This window comes from Caulobacter sp. DWR2-3-1b2, assembly GCF_049896345.1.
In the GTDB taxonomy this organism is placed as follows: domain Bacteria; phylum Pseudomonadota; class Alphaproteobacteria; order Caulobacterales; family Caulobacteraceae; genus Caulobacter.
In genome coordinates this window covers 796,514-811,929 of the sequence record NZ_JAFCUC010000001.1, presented here as the reverse complement: position 1 = coordinate 811,929, position 15,416 = coordinate 796,514, and the positions used below count along the sequence as shown (strand labels likewise).

Below are 15,416 nucleotides of genomic sequence, written 5' to 3'. Positions count from 1 at the left end.
AAACGATTGGCCGGATGGGCTCGCAATGCCGCGGATAATCTTCACCGACAAGCTCATGAGGTCGAGCGGCGGCCACCATCTGGAATACTGCCTGAGGTTGGTCGAGGCGTTCGTCGCCCAAGGCTATGAACCCGTCTTTCTCGCCAATCGCGAGTTCAAGGGGGCGCGCCCGCCCGGCCTGAAGGCCGTCATTGAGTTTGATTTCAATCGTGTGATCTTGGGCCAGGAGATGCGCGCCAAGCGTAAGCTTGAGCGTGAAAAGGATAGGCGTCGCCACACTCGGCGGATGCGGGAACGCTTTTATTTCTCACGTCTTGGCATCGCTCACCTGGCCCTGAACGAAATGCGGCGGGGCGCTTCCCTGCAGTCGGAACGCGGCCTGATCGTTGGCGCCTTTCTGATCGGTGCAGCCGCCTTGGCCGTGCGCCTCATCGGACTCGTCGTCTGGGTGATGACTTGGCCCTATCGCGTCGCGATGCGTGGCCTGCAGTGGCTGTCTGCCCGCGGTCGCCGGACGCGCCTCGCCAACGCACTGCGCGCCCGCTGGGAAGTGCTGACGGCGCGCCTGGCGGTGAAGGAACCCCTCAGGCTCCTTCGCGCGGTCTTACAGTCACGGGACGGGCCGGAACAGGCGCTGGTCGCCTCGATCGGACGCGCCCTCACGCGCCTTGAGCCGACAGAGAACGACATCATCTTCTGCACCACCACGGTGGTGTCTGACCTCAACATCTATCTGAAGGTGCTGGAAGCCTTCCCCAGGACGCGCAAACTCCACTGGAACTTCGTTTTCCGGGAACCGATCTTCCTCAACCAGGGGCCGAGCTACGTTGTCGGCCAGAACCAGCGTAGCCTGCGAACCAGGCTGATCTCCTTCGACAGCCGGAAAGACGTGCGGACAGGTTGGTGGGTCGATACTGACGAACTCGCCGAACAATACTCGCACCTGGGTGTTTTCCAGTTCCAGGCTCTGCCGATCCCCATGCCCAAGGCCTTATCGGACTTTGTTGACGATCCGCTCCCGGACGACCGCCCGCTGACGATCGGCTATCTAGGCGACGCGCGGCCCGAAAAGGGCTATTGCGACCTCTCGAACGCCATGCGGGACCTCTCGGCGACCCATCGTTACTGGCTGCGCCAACTCTATCGGATGGCCGACTTGGACGAGAGCGAGGCGCGAGCTCTTCTCCTGCCCAACCGTCCCTCGCCCGATGCGCGCGACGCGATGCTCAAGCGGCGAACCGCCCATCGCTACGAAATCGACCGCGCGAAGCTGAGGTCTGACCCGACCGACAATCTCAAGCACGCTCCGCGGTTCGCGATGCTTGCCCAAAGCAATTTTAACGTGCCCGACGGCATCGATCAGACCCGCTCGGAGCGTTACCGCTTGATGGCGCAAGACGACGTCGGCGTGAAGCTGATCCTCTCGCCGCCCAGTTCGGCCGAATATGTCGCGAACGTGAGACGCAGCGATCTCTTCATGCTGAACTATCGGCATCCACTCTATCACGCGGGCAGCTCGGGCGTGTTTGCCGAGGCTATCATGGCTGGCAGGCCGGTCCTGGTCAGCGACGACACCTGGGGTGGCCGGCGCCTGCGCACGTCTCTCGAATATGTTACCCATCTCAAGCAATTAACCGTGGACCACCAGTCCATCGAGATCGAGATCGCCGCGTCAAAGCATTCGTCGTACGGCCTGACCTGGCGAGTCCTGCCCAGAACGGTCAGCCACCTTGTTTCAGTCTGCGACTTCACGCAGCGCGCGGTCACTGATCAGTTGGCCTGGGTCGCGGAGTTCCGCACCGTCGACGGAACTGTCATCCTTCGCCGTCGCCTCCTGTGCAGCCGCCAGGGCGCCGCCGTCGCCATCGTGGAAGTCCCCGAACAAGCCGTCCTGGTGCGGTCGCGTATTGAGCGCTTGAACCCGCTGTTGCAGCCCAGCGACTGGTCCGTGCGCACCTTCGGCCTTGACCTGCGCGCGTTCGACGCCCCATTGGCGGCGGTCGGCATGGTGGTCAGCGATCCGGAAGAAATCGCGCCGGCCCTCGCCGAGATCGGTCGCCACTATGCCCACTACAGGCAAGGGGCGGCGAGCTTCGCCAGATCATGGGCCGCCGAGAACGACGCCAATCTTCTCGCCAAGCAGGTGGTGGATCACGCCCGCGACCTGCTCCTGCCAGCGGCCCCAGAGCCCGCGGCGGAGCCCAAGCTGCTCGATAACGCCGCCTGATCCGCGTCCCGCCCAGCAATCGCCGTCCAGCGGATATCCAGATGACCCATCAAACGATCCTCGTCACCGGCGCTACCGGCCTGCTCGGCCGGCACGTGGTGCCCCTCCTCGAGCAGCGTTTTTCAGATCGGACCATTATGGCGGTCGGTTCGGAGGCAGGGGACCTGTCGCGCCTCGACCATGCGCTGGGCCTGATCCGCGATACCCGGCCCGACTGCATCGTGCACCTCGCGGCTTACGGAGGCGGTCAAGAGTTCAACCGGGCCTGGACCGCCGACTGTCTGTTTCAGAACGCGTCGATGACCTTGAATCTGTATGAGGCGGCCAGCCAAAACGGGGTCAAGAAGATCGTCTATCCTGTGTCCTTCGACAGTTACCCTGCGCGGTGCCTCTCCCCTGTGGCGGAAAGCCAGCTGTGGGCCGGCTACAACCCGGCCAACTACGCCGGTCACGCCATTGGCAAGCGCCTCGGCGCTGCCGCAGCCGACGTCTATCGCTACCAATATGGAATGGACAGCGCGGTCCTGATCCTGGGCGAACTTTATGGTGAACAAGACAATTTCCGCGCCCAGGAAACCGCCACGGTCGCCTCGATCATCCGCTGCATGACGGAGGCGGAACGGTCCGGCTTACGCAAGATCAGCCTCCCGGCCTCCGACGACGTCCTGTACGATCTGGCCTATGCCGGCGACGTCGCCGCCTTGATCCCCTGGTTCATTGATAATGACAGCCCGCGCCCGGTGAATGTTTCACAGGGCGTCGGCTATAGCGTCAGCGACATCATTGAAGCGGTGCGCGAAGCGACGGGCTATCGCGTCGAGGTCGACCTGACGGAGCCGTCGGTCGACGCGCTCTCGCCGCACCTGATGAACGTCAGCGCGTTAGCCGAACTGGGCCTTTCATGCCCAACGCCCCTCAAGACTGGCATCAAGCGCACCGTTCAGTGGTATCTAAACAACTTGGATGCTCCAAAACATGGCTTCCGCGCATAATTTAGCGACACGGACATCTGATCTGGGAGTCTTTGGTTGATTATCGTCAGAACACCGCTGCGCATCTCCTTCTTCGGAGGCGGCACCGATCATCCGAGCTGGTTCAAGACTTACGGTCCCGGCGCCGTGCTGTCGACAACCATAGACAAGTACGTTTACATCACGCTGCGCCACCTGCCGGCGGTATTTGATTTCAACTACCGCGTCTCCTGGCGAATGCTGGAGCAGGCCGCGACGATCGCTGAAATTCAACATCCGGTCGTCCGTGCGGTGCTGACCCACTATACCGACCCGGACGACGCCGGATACGAGATCGCCTATAATGCTGATCTTCCGGCCCGGTCCGGTCTGGGTTCGTCATCCGCCTTCACCGTTGCGGCCTTGCACGCCCTGATGCGCCACCAAGGCAAGACGGTCTCCAAAATGAGTCTCGCCCAAGAGGCCATTCGGGTAGAGCAAGAATATCTTCAAGAACCAGTCGGCTCCCAAGACCAGACGGCCGTCGCCTTCGGCGGCTTGAACCGCATCGACTTCGAAGCCAACGGAGATCTAGGCGTGCGTCGCCTGGAGCTGTCCCTGAACCGGCAGATGGAGCTGGAAAGCCGCCTAATGATGTTTTTCACCGGCTTCACTCGTGACGCCAGCGCTATTGAAATAGCCAAGGTCCAGACCTTTGGCGATCAGCGCGAGCGGATGGAGAAGCTGTACAAGATGGTCGGCGATGGCGAGGCCATCCTGCTCGACGAAGGGTCCCCGATAGACGATTTTGGTCGGCTGCTACACGAGGCTTGGGTGGAGAAGCGCGGCCTGTCGGCCGGCGTATCGAGCGGGCCGATCGACCGGATGTACAACACCGCCCTGCAGGCCGGAGCCCTGGGCGGAAAGATTCTCGGGGCGGGGGGCGGCGGCTTCATGCTGTTGTTTGTTCCGCCTGAGGCGCAGCCTGACGTGCTGTTCGCCATGTCCAACCTCAAGCTCGACGATGTGCGCAGGCCAATCCACATCCCCTTTCGCTTCGAGCGCGACGGTAGCCAAGTCGTGCTGCACCAGCCCCAACTGACGGCAAACTACGAGCGGATGCCGATCCGGCCCGCGCGCGAGGCCTGATGGCCAACGCCCTCGAAGCCGCGGGCGCTACTCGCCTGGCTGTCGTCGGGGCTTGGTTGTTTCGCCCCACGCGTTTCGAAGACAGTCGAGGTTGGACCTGCGAAGTCATCACCGAGGCTCTCTGGCGAACGGCGGGTTGGCGGGGCTTTGTCCAGGAAAACCAGAACCACGCGGTGCGCAAGGGTACGGTGCGAGGCTTTCACTATCAGGCCGGCGCCAGCGCCCAGGCGCGGATCTTGCGTGTGGTACAGGGCGCGACCTATTCGGTGGTGCTGGATTCGCGGCCCGAGTCTTCGACCTATCGCCGCTGGGACGCGGCCCTGCTTACGGCGCGGGACGGCGACGTGATGTACGTGCCACCCGGATGCGCCCATGCGGTCCAGACGGTCGAGGACGACACTTCGACAAGCTGGATGACAGACGCGCCGTTCGACCGTTCAGCCGCAGCGGGCGTGTTGTGGAACGATCCCGCCCTGGCCATTCCCTGGCCACTGGGCGACGCGGCCTTGGTCGGCGACCGCGACGCGCGCTTCCCACCGGCAGCGCCGTGACCTTGGAGCCTTTCTCGTGACCGAAGTCCATTTCCGCCTCGCCCGCGACGAGCCGGGCGACGCGAAAGCCTTCCGCGCGCTCTCCAACAGCCTATACGCACGAAAGATCGACGAACGGTACTATCGTTGGCAGTTCTTCGACTGTCCCCACGCCCCGTTGCTGATGACCGGCTGGGCCGGCGAGCGCATGGTGGCCGCCTATGGCGTTCACGTGATCTCTAGTGGGGTCGAGGTCGCTGGCATGAGCCTGGACATCATGATCGCCGACGACCATCAGGGCTGCGGCCTCATCGCCCCTCTCGCCCAAGCCGCGATCGATGAGGCCCGTCGGCGCGGCGCCCTTCGGCTGGCGGTGATCGGCAACGCCCGGGCTCGCGATGCCATGAGCCGTCGTTTGGGCTGGAAGACCTGGCAGGTGTTGGCCGACTGGACCCGGCTCACCGCCGGGACAGACTCGGCGCCGGCCGAGCCCGTGGCGCGCCCTCCTCCGGCGTCGTTGGCGCCCGGCGCGCGAACCTTCTATCCGCGGGACGAAGCGACCTTGGCCTGGCGCACGGAACACAGCCCGCGCTACGACTATACGTGGCTAAGGGCTGGCCCCCCGGAGGCTCCACAAGGCTGGTCCGTGATCAAACTGTTCCGCGATCCGGTCAGCGGCGAGGGATTCGGCGACATCGTTGGCCTGTTCCTCTCGCAAGTCGGCGGTTCTCCAGAACCCATTCTCCAGGCGACGCTTGCCTGGCTGGACGCTCAAAACGTCGGCCAGGCTGCCTTTTATCCCGCCGGCCTCGCCGAAAACGCTGCCGCCGAGGCGCTCGGGTTCACCGCGTCCCGTCGCGAGCGCTACCTTTGCGGCGAGGGTGACGCCCTCCCCGGATTGAACATTGGAATGCTGGACGTCGACGTCTATTAGGCCGCCACAGCGCGAGGCTCAACGGGCGGAGGACGGCGGTTCGTTGGCCGGATAGGTGCCGGGTTGGGCTGGAATATCCTTCATGACGGCGGGACGCTCCCTCGTGGGAGCGGGCTCTGGAACCCACGGCTTGAAGATCAAGACCAGGGCAACCGCAAGCATGAAGACCGCGAGGACCGCCCATTCCTTTTTCTTCCACGACGAGCGCTGACGCGGAACAGTCGGTTCAGGGTCGGACATAGGGCGGTTCTCCACTCTGTCCGAAACGAACTCGCCGCATGTTCGATGCATGATTTCCGGATGAATGTTCACGCCGGGCTGGTTGTCCGTGACCGTCGGTCGTAATGGGCGTCTTGTCACCGAAAGCTGACGACCGCCCGGCGCCTGAGGAGGCTCGAACTGAACCGATATCTCGGTGGTTCGACCTCCCCCGGAGCGGGGCTTTTACGTCTTGGAGACTCGCATATACAGGCGGCCGATTGAGAAGAAACCCAGGCTTTCAAACGTGTAGCCGGACGTCGGCGCCCATTCGAAAAAGGCCTTGGTCTCACCCTTTTCCGGATTGAAGGTCCAATCGTCGAAAACCAGGATCGCGCCGTCAACCAATTTTCCGCTCAGGTAGGACAGGGTATCGACGGCGGATTCGTACAGGTCTCCGTCGACGCGGGCATAGGCGATCTGGTCCACTTGGGCTTCGGGCAAGCCGATCGTGTCGCAGAACCAACCTTTGATGAGCTTGAGGTGCGGCCGCTCGGCCAGGCGGAGACGCTGAGAAACCTGGGTCAGCGGCGCATTATATTCGCCTTCCGCCCAGCCCATGCCTTCATCGGCTTCCGTCGGGGCTGGAAGACCCTCGAAGCTGTCGAAACCCAACACGGGACGGGCCATGCCCATCCCGTCCATGGTGTTCATCAGGAACTCCAACCAACGGCCCTCGAAGACGCCGAACTCGACGACCGCGCCGGGGACCTGCTCTTCATGCAATTGCTTCAGCAGAGCCGCAGCGTATTCGCGCTCCACCACACACATGGCATCGTTGATGCGAGCGCCCCACATCGTACCGATGGGGAAACTCGAAGCTGGCCATGTATTCGGGGCAAAGGTGCAGCCCGTCATTAGACTGGAGGCGATTTGTTCGTAACTCATACTGGTATTGCTCCAAACGATTGGATCCGAATGACCGGGCGTATTCCGAAATTTTTGCCGCAAAAGCTTTAGGCGATGCGAGAAAGATTTTCGCAAGATCTTACCACCCCGACTTTACGGATTCCACGACCTTAGCCACGTCCTCGTCACTGAGGTCTTCGTGAATCGGAATATGGATCTGTTCGGCGTCAAAACGGGCAGCGCCTTCAAGATCTTCACGCAATCCGCCCAGAATCGGGTGCTTGTCGATTCTGCGGTCCACGACCGTGATCGGCACATCGCGCGACTTCATCGCCCGCCCGAAGTCTTCACGTCGCTCGACCAGGATCGGGAACAGCCAGAACCCCCCCTCGCTGTCGGCACGGCGGCGAATGTGGCGCAGGCCAGCGACCTGAGCCAGTTCGTGCAGATAGGTTGCCCCGATCTCGCGGCGGCGGCTCAAGCGGGCTGGGTGGTCAGGCAAATTCCCGACGCCCAAGGCAGCGGCGATATTGTTCATGTGGTACTTGTAGCCGAGGATGTCGATCGCCACGCTGCGCTCGCCGATGTCAGTGACCGGCGTGCGGGTCTTGTCGATCCCGAACCAGCGCCGGCGGGTGAGCAGGATGGCGTCCTCCTCGGACTGGACGGCGATCGCGCCGCCATCTCCCGTGGTCATCCCCTTGATCGCCTGGAATGAGAAACAGGTCAGGCGCGACAGCGTACCGACCATCCGGCCTTTGTAGACCGCTCCGAATGCGTGAGCCGCATCCTCGATAACGGCGATCCCCGCTTCGGTGGCGATCGCGTTCAACGTATCCATGTCGCAAGGCTCGCCGCCCCAGTGCACCGGAATGACGGCCTTGGTGCGCGCCGTGATCTTGCGTCGCACCGAGGCCGGGTCGATATTTCCCGTCTCAGGGTCGATATCGGCGAAAACCGGGGTCGCCCCCGCATGCAGGACAACCAGGCCGGTGGCCACGAAGGTTTGAGGCGGAATGATCACCTCGTCACCCGGTCCAATTCCCAGATGGATCAACGCCAGATGTAGCGCCGAGGTCGCGCTGTTGGTGGTCACGACGTGCGGGGCGCCGAGATAATCAACTAGATCCGCCTCGAACTCCTTGACGACCGCCCCCTCGTTTAGGAAGCCGGACCGAAGAACCTGGACGACCCGCTCAATTGCTTCATCTGACACTTTTGTAGTGAAGAAATTCATGGCTCGATCCACTGGCGCGCCGGCTTGTCCGGCCTGGGTTTCGTGCACGTGCCACATCGCGGACGACGTGACAATCGGTGGCGCGACGGGTTGCGCCCTGTCGCCTTGGCGGATAAGCGTCGCTCGCGCGCCTAGGCTTTCTACCGTACCCAAGGACATACATGCTCGCTGCCGCAGACGAATTTGCCGCCATATTCACCCGGTGGCGCGTCTGGTTCCTCATGGCGAACCAGGATATCAGCCTAAGATATCGACGGTCTTTGCTGGGCCCGTTCTGGATCAGCTTGGCGATGGCCTCATTGATCATCGGCTTAGGCTTGCTTTACAGCCAGATCTTTCACCAGCCGTTCAAGGAATATGTTTCCTTTATCGCCGCCGGACTGGTCGCCTGGACGCTGTTGTCGGGCTTGCTGCTTGAGTCCTGCAACGTGGTTATGGAGTCCGACAGCCACCTCCGGGCGCTGCCGCTCCCCCTATCGCTGTTTGCCGCGCGCATGGTTTTTCGCAACCTGATCATCTTTGGACACAACCTCTTGGTTGTGGTCCTGATGCTCTTCATTTTCCAGCACCGCATTTCACCCTTGATCGTGCTGGCGCTGCCCGGGCTGGCGATCATGCTGCTGTTCGGTTTCGGCGTCGCGCTTATCCTGGGCCCCCTGAGCGCCCGGTTCCGTGACATTCCGCAAGTGATGGCCAGCTTCGTTCAGCTCGCCTTTTTCCTGACGCCGATCTTCTGGCGCGCCAGTCAGCTAAAAGCCAGCAACCCGGTGGTCGTCCTCAACCCCCTCTTCCACTTCGTCGAGCTGATCCGCCAACCTCTGCTGGGCCACGTCCCGACCTTGCTGAATTGGGGCGTCGCCTTGGCTGTAACGGCCGTCAGCCTGGCGCTTGCCCTCGTCGTTCAGGCGTACACCCGCCGCAAGCTTTTCCTGTGGCTTTGAGACCCCAATGGCCCGCATCAATCTTGATCACATCGACTTCAACTACCCTGTCTACCAAGTCGCGGGGCGCTCGCTGAAGCTGTCCGCCATGCGTAGGATTAGCGGAGGCCCTTCAGGAGTGGTGCAGGTGCGCGCCATCCGCGACCTAAGCTTGCAGCTCGAAGACGGAGACCGACTGGGCCTGATCGGACGCAATGGGTCAGGCAAGTCCACGCTTTTGCGCGTGGTCGCTGGCCTTGCGCATCCCCAACGTGGCCGGGTCGATATCCAAGGCCGGGTCGTGGCCCTAATCGACAAGGGCCTGGGCATCAACCCCGAGCTATCGGGCGAAGCCAATATCGAGTTGCCGCTGCGTTTTCTGGGCGCGACCGAGGCTGAGATCAAGCACGCCCGAACCTGGGTGCCCGCGTTCACAAATCTCAACGAATTCATCCACCTGCCCTTCCGGACCTATTCGGAAGGCATGAAGGCTCGGCTGACCTTCGCCTTGAGCACGGTGATCGACGCCGATATCCTTGTGCTCGATGAATGGCTGAGCGCCGGCGACATCAACTTCGTTGACAAGGCTGAGGCCCAGCTGACCAGCATGCTGAACCGCACGCGGATCCTGGTGTTCGCCAGCCATTCTCTCGAACTGATCCGCCATACCTGCACCAAGGTGCTCTGGATGGACGGCGGACGTATGGTTCGCTTCGGCGAGCCTGACGAGGTGATTGACGAATACACCGTGGCCATGCGGCAAGCTGAAGCCGCCATGTAAGCCGCCGTTAGCGGGGGCGTCAGGCCCCCGCGATGGCTGCGCGGACTAAGACGTCGAGCGCGCCTCCTTCATATTTCACGCCGCGTACGCCCGCAGCCTTGGCGGCCTCGATGTCGCTGTCTTGGTCGCCGATCATCACGGAGCGCGCCGTATCCGCTTGCCAGTCGGACAAGGCTACGCGCAGCATGCCCGGGTTCGGTTTGCGCCAAGGATGATCGGCGTCGCGATAGGTGTCCACGATCGCCTCTGGATGGAACGGGCAGTGATAGAAGCCGTCGATATGTGCGCCGGCCGCGGCGAGCTCGCGCTGCATGTGGGCGTGGAACGCGCGCATCTGGTCTTCGGTGTAGAGCCCACGAGCGATGCCGGACTGGTTTGTCACCACCAAGGCCAGCCAACCGGCGTCGTTGATGGCCCTCACCGCCGCTACGGCGCCCGGCGTCCAGCGCAAGTCTTGGATGCGGTGCGTGTAGCCGGTGTCCACGTTCAAGGTGCTGTCGCGATCCAGCAATACGGCGGGCCGACGGGTGACGCGCGGCAACTCGTCCCGACCTTGTTGCAGGGTTTCGGGCAGGCCGATGTCCAGAAAATAGCCCTCGAAGGTCGCGCAACCCAGCCGGCCTGCCGCGGCGGCCTGTAGGAAGACGTCCGACTCAATCGAGCAAGGTAGCGGTCCCAGATAATCCAAAACCGACCGCCTGAGAAGGTAGACTCCGCCGGAGATCCAGGCCCCATCGGCCAGCGTCTCGTCCTTTTCGCGAAAACTCAGGATGCGGCCGTCGCGCTGCTCGGTCGCGCCATAGCGCCGCGCGTCTCCAACCCAGCGAAGAGCCAGAGCCCCCAGGTCACCAGGCCGCAGCACGCTGGTGAGAGCCAAGTAGTTGAAGTCGAAGAACGAATCGCCGTTCAACATCAGAAATACTGGGTCTAACCGGTCGCGAACATGAACCAACGCGCCGCCCGTGCCAGCGGGTTCGGGTTCGCGCACGACGATGATTTCACATTCACCGATCCGCTGACCGTCGTATCGCTGCTGCACCTGGTCACCCAGATGGCCCGCGATGAGCAGAATTTCGCTTATGCCGTGGCGCGCGACATTCGTGAGCAGATAGTCCAAAAAGCGCCGGTCGCCATCGATCTGCAGCAGCGGCTTGGGCGTGTTCCGGGTCAGACCACCAAGGCGCGTTCCCTTGCCCCCAACCAGGATCACAGCCTGCCTCATGGTTCTTCCTTCGCTTTCGGATGAGGCCATCCGGCCTACATCATGGGTGAATTTGGCATCCGTCATGCCAGAGTCGCGGCGACGAGACGCGCAATCGACAAGGCGCTCGTCAAGCCTGGCGACTCGATCCCGAAGAGCTCCACCAACCCCTCTCGGCCATGCGCGCCCGGACCGTCGATCCTGAAATCCGCGGCTGGCTCGCCGGGACCGCTTAGCTTGGCGCGGCACCCGGCATAGTCGGCGACCAAGGCGCCGTCAGGCAGTCCCGGCCAATAACGGCGCACGGCCGCGTAGAACGAATCGGCCCGCGCGATATCAACCGCGTAGTCCACGCGACCAGGGTCGTCGCCTGGCAGCCACTCGACGTCGGGCCCAAAGCGCATTCTCCCCGCCAAATCGAGGGTCACGTGGACGCCCAGCCCACCGTCCACGGGCGCGGGATAGATTAGTCGAGAGAACGCTGGCCGACCCGCATAACCAAAGTAGGATCCCTTGGCCAAGCGCAGGGCCGGCACGGGGCGGCTGAAGCCTTCGAGGGTCTGCGCCAGGCCGACCGCGCCCAGGCCGGCGGCGTTGACGAGCCGAGCGCACACGACCAACGTCGGAGCCGGGCCGCCCACCGTAACCTGGAAGCCCCCAGCAGCGCGCGCCTCGATCCTCGTAACCGGCGCGTTAAAGGCGACCACGCCGCCGAAATCCTCCAATTCGCCACGCAGGCTAACCATGAACCCGTGACTGTCGATGATGCCGGTCTGGCTTGAGAGGCTAGCGAGGGTGCAGTTCAGGTCCGGCTCAAGCGCCCGAGCCTGAGCGACTGTCAGCATCTCCATCCCCTCGACATCGTTTCTCAAGGCCTGGTGGTGAAGCGCTTCGACCTTGTCGTTCTCATTTACATCGGTAGCGACGATGAGCTTGCCGCACCGACGATGGTCCACGCCGCGCTCAGCCAAATAAGCATAAAGCAGGTGGCGGCCTTCGAGGCACAAGGTATGCTTCAAGCTGCCTGTCGGGTAATAGATCCCGGCGTGAATGACCTCGCTATTGCGCGACGAAGTCTGCGTGCCGATCGCTCGCTCGGCTTCCAGCACGACGACGTCTCGCCGCCCCTGCCTGGCCAGAGCCGCTGCGCAAGCCAGGCCGACCACGCCAGCCCCGATCACAAGCGTGTCGACCTCGAAGGATTCTATCATGCGTGGGCGATATAACAGACGTTGGCGCGGAGGTGAACGTGCATGCGCCGTTGCGGCGCGAGGGGAGCGCGACTAGGTTCCTGCCTTCAAAAAACCCGGCGGCCCAATGACCCTGTCAATTGAAACGATCCGCGCCGCCGCCGCCCGCCTCGCCGGCCAGATCGAGCGCACGCCGTGCCGTTACTCTCGGACCCTGTCCAAGATCACCGGCGCGGAAGTCTGGGTGAAGTTCGAGAACCTGCAGTTCACGGCCGCCTACAAGGAGCGCGGCGCGCTCAACAAGTTGATGCTGGTGTCGGACGCCGAGAAGGCCAAGGGCGTGATCGCCGCCAGCGCCGGCAACCATGCTCAGGGTCTGGCCTATCACGGCGCCCGGCTGGGCGTGCCGGTGACCATCGTCATGCCGCGCACCACCCCCTTCATCAAGGTTCAACACACCCGCGACTTCGGGGCCACGGTGGTCATAGAGGGCGAAAGCTATGACGACGCGAACGCTCATGCCCGCAAGCTGCGCGACGAGCAGGGCTTGACCTTCGTCCACCCGTTCGACGACTACGATATCATGGCCGGCCAAGGCACGATCGCGCTGGAGATGCTGGAGGACGCCCCTGATTTGGAGGTCATGCCCGTGCCGATCGGCGGTGGTGGCCTGATCAGCGGCGTGGGCACGGCGGCCAAGGCCATCAAGCCCGATATCCGTATCATCGGCTGCGAGCCGGCCATGTATCCGTCCTTCACCGCCAAGATGCGAGGCATCGAGGCTCACTGTGGCGGCCAGACCATCGCCGAAGGCATTGCCGTCAAACAGGTGGGGCAGCTGACCTACGGGGTCGCGCGACCGCTGATCGATGACGTGCTGCTGCTGGAAGAGCCGCATATCGAGCAGGCCGTGGCCCTTTACTGCAATGTCGAGAAGACAATCGCCGAAGGCGCGGGCGCGGCCTCGCTGGCCGCCCTCCTGGCCTATCCCGAGCGGTTCCGCGGCAAGAAGTGCGGCCTGATCCTGTGCGGCGGCAATATCGACACCCGCCTACTGGCCTCGGTGTTGACTCGCGAACTGGTCCGCGCCCAGCGCCTGGTGTCCTTGCGCATCGTCGGCGACGACCGACCAGGTCTGTTGTCAACCGTCGCCAATGTGATCGGCACGGCGGGCGCCAACATCATCGAGGTCAATCACAACCGTTTGGCCCTGGACGTGCCGGCCAAGGGCGCAGAGTTCGATATCACCATCGAAACCCGCGACGCCCAGCACACCCAGGAGGTCATGAACGCCTTGCGCGATAAGGGCTATCCGCCGAGGGCGGTGTAGAGAGATGTTTCGTCCCGGACTTCGATGGCCGGATCAACATCTTGCAGGCTCGCGCCTTAACTTTTTCAGCCGTGAGCCGCCGGACTCTCGTGGCTCTGACGTCTAGGCCTCTTGCCGAACGTAGGCGCCGCGCACCTTCCGGGCTTTGTCTGGGCGCGGCGCGTATTGGCCCAGTATGGCGTCCCATTGAGCGTCGTCGCCTTCCCACGTCCCGCTCTCCGAAACCTCGATCCGGTGAAGGTCGATCCGCTCATCCAAGGCGACATCGGCGTGGAGCGGCCAGATCGAGTCGTGATTGACAACGGCCAGCCGGAAGTCGCGCGACATCGCTTCCAGCGCGACAGCCAGCGCGTTGAGCTTGGAAAACGGCATTGGCTCGTCTGCAAGATAAGGATTTGCGTCGGCTGAATGCGCGAAGGTTCCAAAGCGTATGAAGGTGACCGGACCCATTCGGGCTTGGGCTCTGAAGTTCCGCAATTTGTGCAACAGCTTAGCGCGCGTGGAGAGCAGGGCTTCAACACTGAAGACTACAAGCCCATCCTTGTCGCGGATGAATTCATGATGATAGGAGACGCCATATCGCGCGCAGATTGCCGATTTCCCGTTTGACCGGGTCTTGACATCGCGCGCCAGCCCCTCTCCGTCATCCTCGATGATCTTGATCGTCCCGTCGATCGGGCTGACTAACCAGTCGAATGGGCTAGATGTCTTGCAACCGGTATAGCGCTGAATCTGATGCGCTACTTGACAATAGCCGCCAACACTCAAGAATTGCATGGCTAAACCCGCACCGCGCCCCGCCGGACTAACGCTCCGGCAAGACGGATGGTTCCTACCCGTGCGGTTAGCCGCAAAGCTCCCGGATCATCGCCCGGGCGGCGTCGGCCAAATCCGGACGCTTCAGCGCCATCGCCACATTGGCGCGCAGCAGGCCGATCTTGTCGCCGCAGTCATAGGTTTCGCCCTCGTATTCCAGGGCGTGGAAGTCCTGCGACTTGAGCAGGGTCAACATCGAGTCGGTCAGCTGGATTTCGCCGCCAGCCCCCTTGCCCTGTTGGGCCAGCAGGTCGAAGATTTCCGGTTGCAGGATGTAGCGGCCCGAGATGAACAGGTTCGAGGGCTCGGTCCCCTTCGGCGGCTTCTCGACCATGCCGGTCATGCGGTTGAGGCGGCCCTCCTGGCCGTCCAGCGCCACGATGCCGTACTGGTGGGCCATGCCCTCGGGGGCCGGCTCGACGACGACGATGTTGCCGCCCTTCTGGTCATAGGCCTCGATGGCCTGGGCCAGGGCCGGAACGCCGGCCGACATCACCATGTCGGGCAGCATGACAGCGAACGGCTCGTCGCCGATGACGTCACGGGCGCACCACACCGCGTGGCCCAGGCCCAGTGGGGCCATCTGGCGCACGAAGCTCATCTCGCCGGGTCGAGGCAATTCGCCGAGCAATTCTTCAAGCAGGGCGGTCTTGCCCTTGGCGGCTAGGGCGGCCTCCAGCTCGACCTGATGGTCGAAATAGTCCTCGATCGCGCCCTTGTTGCGGCCCGTCACGAAGACGAAGTGCTCGATGCCCGCCTTGCGACCTTCCTCGACGACATAGGACAGGATCGGCCGGTCCACGACGTTCAGGAGTTCCTTGGGCGTGGTCTTGGTGCAGGGCAGAACCCGGGTGCCGAAACCGGCGACGGGGAGAACAGCCTTGCGGACGGGTTTCATGAAAGCCTCGTGAGCGGTCATTGGGTAGAGGGTTTCTAGGGCGGGTCGCGCGTCTGCGCCACCACTGTTCGGTGACCGGGCGTTGCAAATCGCGCGCTGTTGAAAATCGGCGCGCCTCTCGCGCTCGAGCGCCCGTGGATTCCGCG

At 63.0% G+C, this 15,416-nt stretch carries 15 protein-coding genes; 8 read left to right on the top strand and 7 right to left on the bottom strand.

The features are described 5' to 3' along the window. Window positions 1–25: 25 nt before the first annotated feature. Genes ACP694_RS03890 through ACP694_RS03870 form a run of 5 tightly spaced genes read left to right on the top strand, consistent with a single transcriptional unit; the run spans window position 26 to window position 5,790 of the window. Window positions 26–2,227, top strand: coding sequence for a hypothetical protein (locus ACP694_RS03890; RefSeq protein ID WP_426010568.1), 2,202 nt, complete (start codon window positions 26–28; stop codon window positions 2,225–2,227). A gap of 41 nt (window positions 2,228–2,268) precedes the next feature. Continuing rightward, window positions 2,269–3,219 (top strand): NAD-dependent epimerase/dehydratase family protein, encoded by a 951-nt coding sequence (locus ACP694_RS03885; RefSeq protein WP_426010567.1) that lies wholly within the window; start codon window positions 2,269–2,271, stop codon window positions 3,217–3,219. A 36-nt stretch (window positions 3,220–3,255) separates the two neighbouring features. Further along, complete coding sequence (locus tag ACP694_RS03880; protein ID WP_426010565.1) at window positions 3,256–4,326, top strand: kinase; 1,071 nt, start codon at window positions 3,256–3,258, stop codon at window positions 4,324–4,326. Beyond that, complete coding sequence (locus ACP694_RS03875) at window positions 4,326–4,877, top strand: dTDP-4-dehydrorhamnose 3,5-epimerase family protein (RefSeq protein ID WP_426010563.1); 552 nt, start codon at window positions 4,326–4,328, stop codon at window positions 4,875–4,877. Before ACP694_RS03880 ends, ACP694_RS03875 begins: the two co-directional genes overlap by 1 nt. A 16-nt stretch (window positions 4,878–4,893) precedes the next feature. Beyond that, complete coding sequence (locus tag ACP694_RS03870) at window positions 4,894–5,790, top strand: GNAT family N-acetyltransferase (RefSeq protein WP_426010561.1); 897 nt, start codon at window positions 4,894–4,896, stop codon at window positions 5,788–5,790. A gap of 18 nt (window positions 5,791–5,808) precedes the next feature. Here the strand turns inward: ACP694_RS03870 and ACP694_RS03865 are convergent, their stop codons facing one another. The 3 genes from ACP694_RS03865 to ACP694_RS03855 all read right to left on the bottom strand — a co-directional run bounded on the left by ACP694_RS03865 (window position 5,809) and on the right by ACP694_RS03855 (window position 8,134). Beyond that, entirely contained in the window at window positions 5,809–6,030 is a 222-nt protein-coding gene (locus tag ACP694_RS03865; protein WP_426010559.1) for a hypothetical protein, read from the bottom strand. A gap of 204 nt (window positions 6,031–6,234) precedes the next feature. Then, window positions 6,235–6,936 (bottom strand): TylF/MycF/NovP-related O-methyltransferase, encoded by a 702-nt coding sequence (locus ACP694_RS03860; RefSeq protein ID WP_426010557.1) that lies wholly within the window; start codon window positions 6,934–6,936, stop codon window positions 6,235–6,237. 100 nt (window positions 6,937–7,036) lie between these two features. Next, window positions 7,037–8,134, bottom strand: a complete 1,098-nt coding sequence (locus ACP694_RS03855; protein WP_426010555.1) for a DegT/DnrJ/EryC1/StrS family aminotransferase — start codon at window positions 8,132–8,134, stop codon at window positions 7,037–7,039. A 161-nt stretch (window positions 8,135–8,295) separates the two neighbouring features. On the opposite strand from ACP694_RS03855, the gene ACP694_RS03850 reads away from it, so the two are divergent. Beyond that, window positions 8,296–9,075 carry an ABC transporter permease gene (locus ACP694_RS03850; RefSeq protein WP_426010553.1) on the top strand — a complete coding sequence of 260 codons (780 nt, stop codon included), beginning with the start codon at window positions 8,296–8,298 and terminating at the stop codon, window positions 9,073–9,075. A gap of 7 nt (window positions 9,076–9,082) precedes the next feature. Beyond that, the gene (locus ACP694_RS03845; RefSeq protein ID WP_426010551.1) at window positions 9,083–9,835 is read left to right on the top strand and encodes an ABC transporter ATP-binding protein; all 753 of its coding nucleotides are present in this window, start codon (window positions 9,083–9,085) and stop codon (window positions 9,833–9,835) included. A gap of 19 nt (window positions 9,836–9,854) precedes the next feature. Here the strand turns inward: ACP694_RS03845 and ACP694_RS03840 are convergent, their stop codons facing one another. Beyond that, window positions 9,855–11,123, bottom strand: coding sequence for an HAD-IIIA family hydrolase (locus ACP694_RS03840; protein WP_426010549.1), 1,269 nt, complete (start codon window positions 11,121–11,123; stop codon window positions 9,855–9,857). After that, complete coding sequence (locus ACP694_RS03835; protein ID WP_426010547.1) at window positions 11,120–12,247, bottom strand: NAD(P)/FAD-dependent oxidoreductase; 1,128 nt, start codon at window positions 12,245–12,247, stop codon at window positions 11,120–11,122. Before ACP694_RS03835 ends, ACP694_RS03840 begins: the two co-directional genes overlap by 4 nt. Before the next feature lie 106 nt (window positions 12,248–12,353). Here ACP694_RS03835 and ACP694_RS03830 point away from each other — a divergent pair, with 106 nt between their 5' ends. Next, the gene (locus ACP694_RS03830) at window positions 12,354–13,556 is read left to right on the top strand and encodes a threonine ammonia-lyase (protein ID WP_426010545.1); all 1,203 of its coding nucleotides are present in this window, start codon (window positions 12,354–12,356) and stop codon (window positions 13,554–13,556) included. A 102-nt stretch (window positions 13,557–13,658) separates the two neighbouring features. Here ACP694_RS03830 and ACP694_RS03825 read toward each other — a convergent pair whose 3' ends face one another. Continuing rightward, window positions 13,659–14,333: a DUF1796 family putative cysteine peptidase gene (locus ACP694_RS03825; RefSeq protein ID WP_426010543.1), complete on the bottom strand. Its 675-nt coding sequence runs from the start codon at window positions 14,331–14,333 to the stop codon at window positions 13,659–13,661. A 67-nt stretch (window positions 14,334–14,400) separates the two neighbouring features. Beyond that, window positions 14,401–15,270 (bottom strand): UTP--glucose-1-phosphate uridylyltransferase, encoded by an 870-nt coding sequence (locus ACP694_RS03820; protein WP_426010541.1) that lies wholly within the window; start codon window positions 15,268–15,270, stop codon window positions 14,401–14,403. Between the last annotated feature and the right edge of the window lie 146 nt (window positions 15,271–15,416).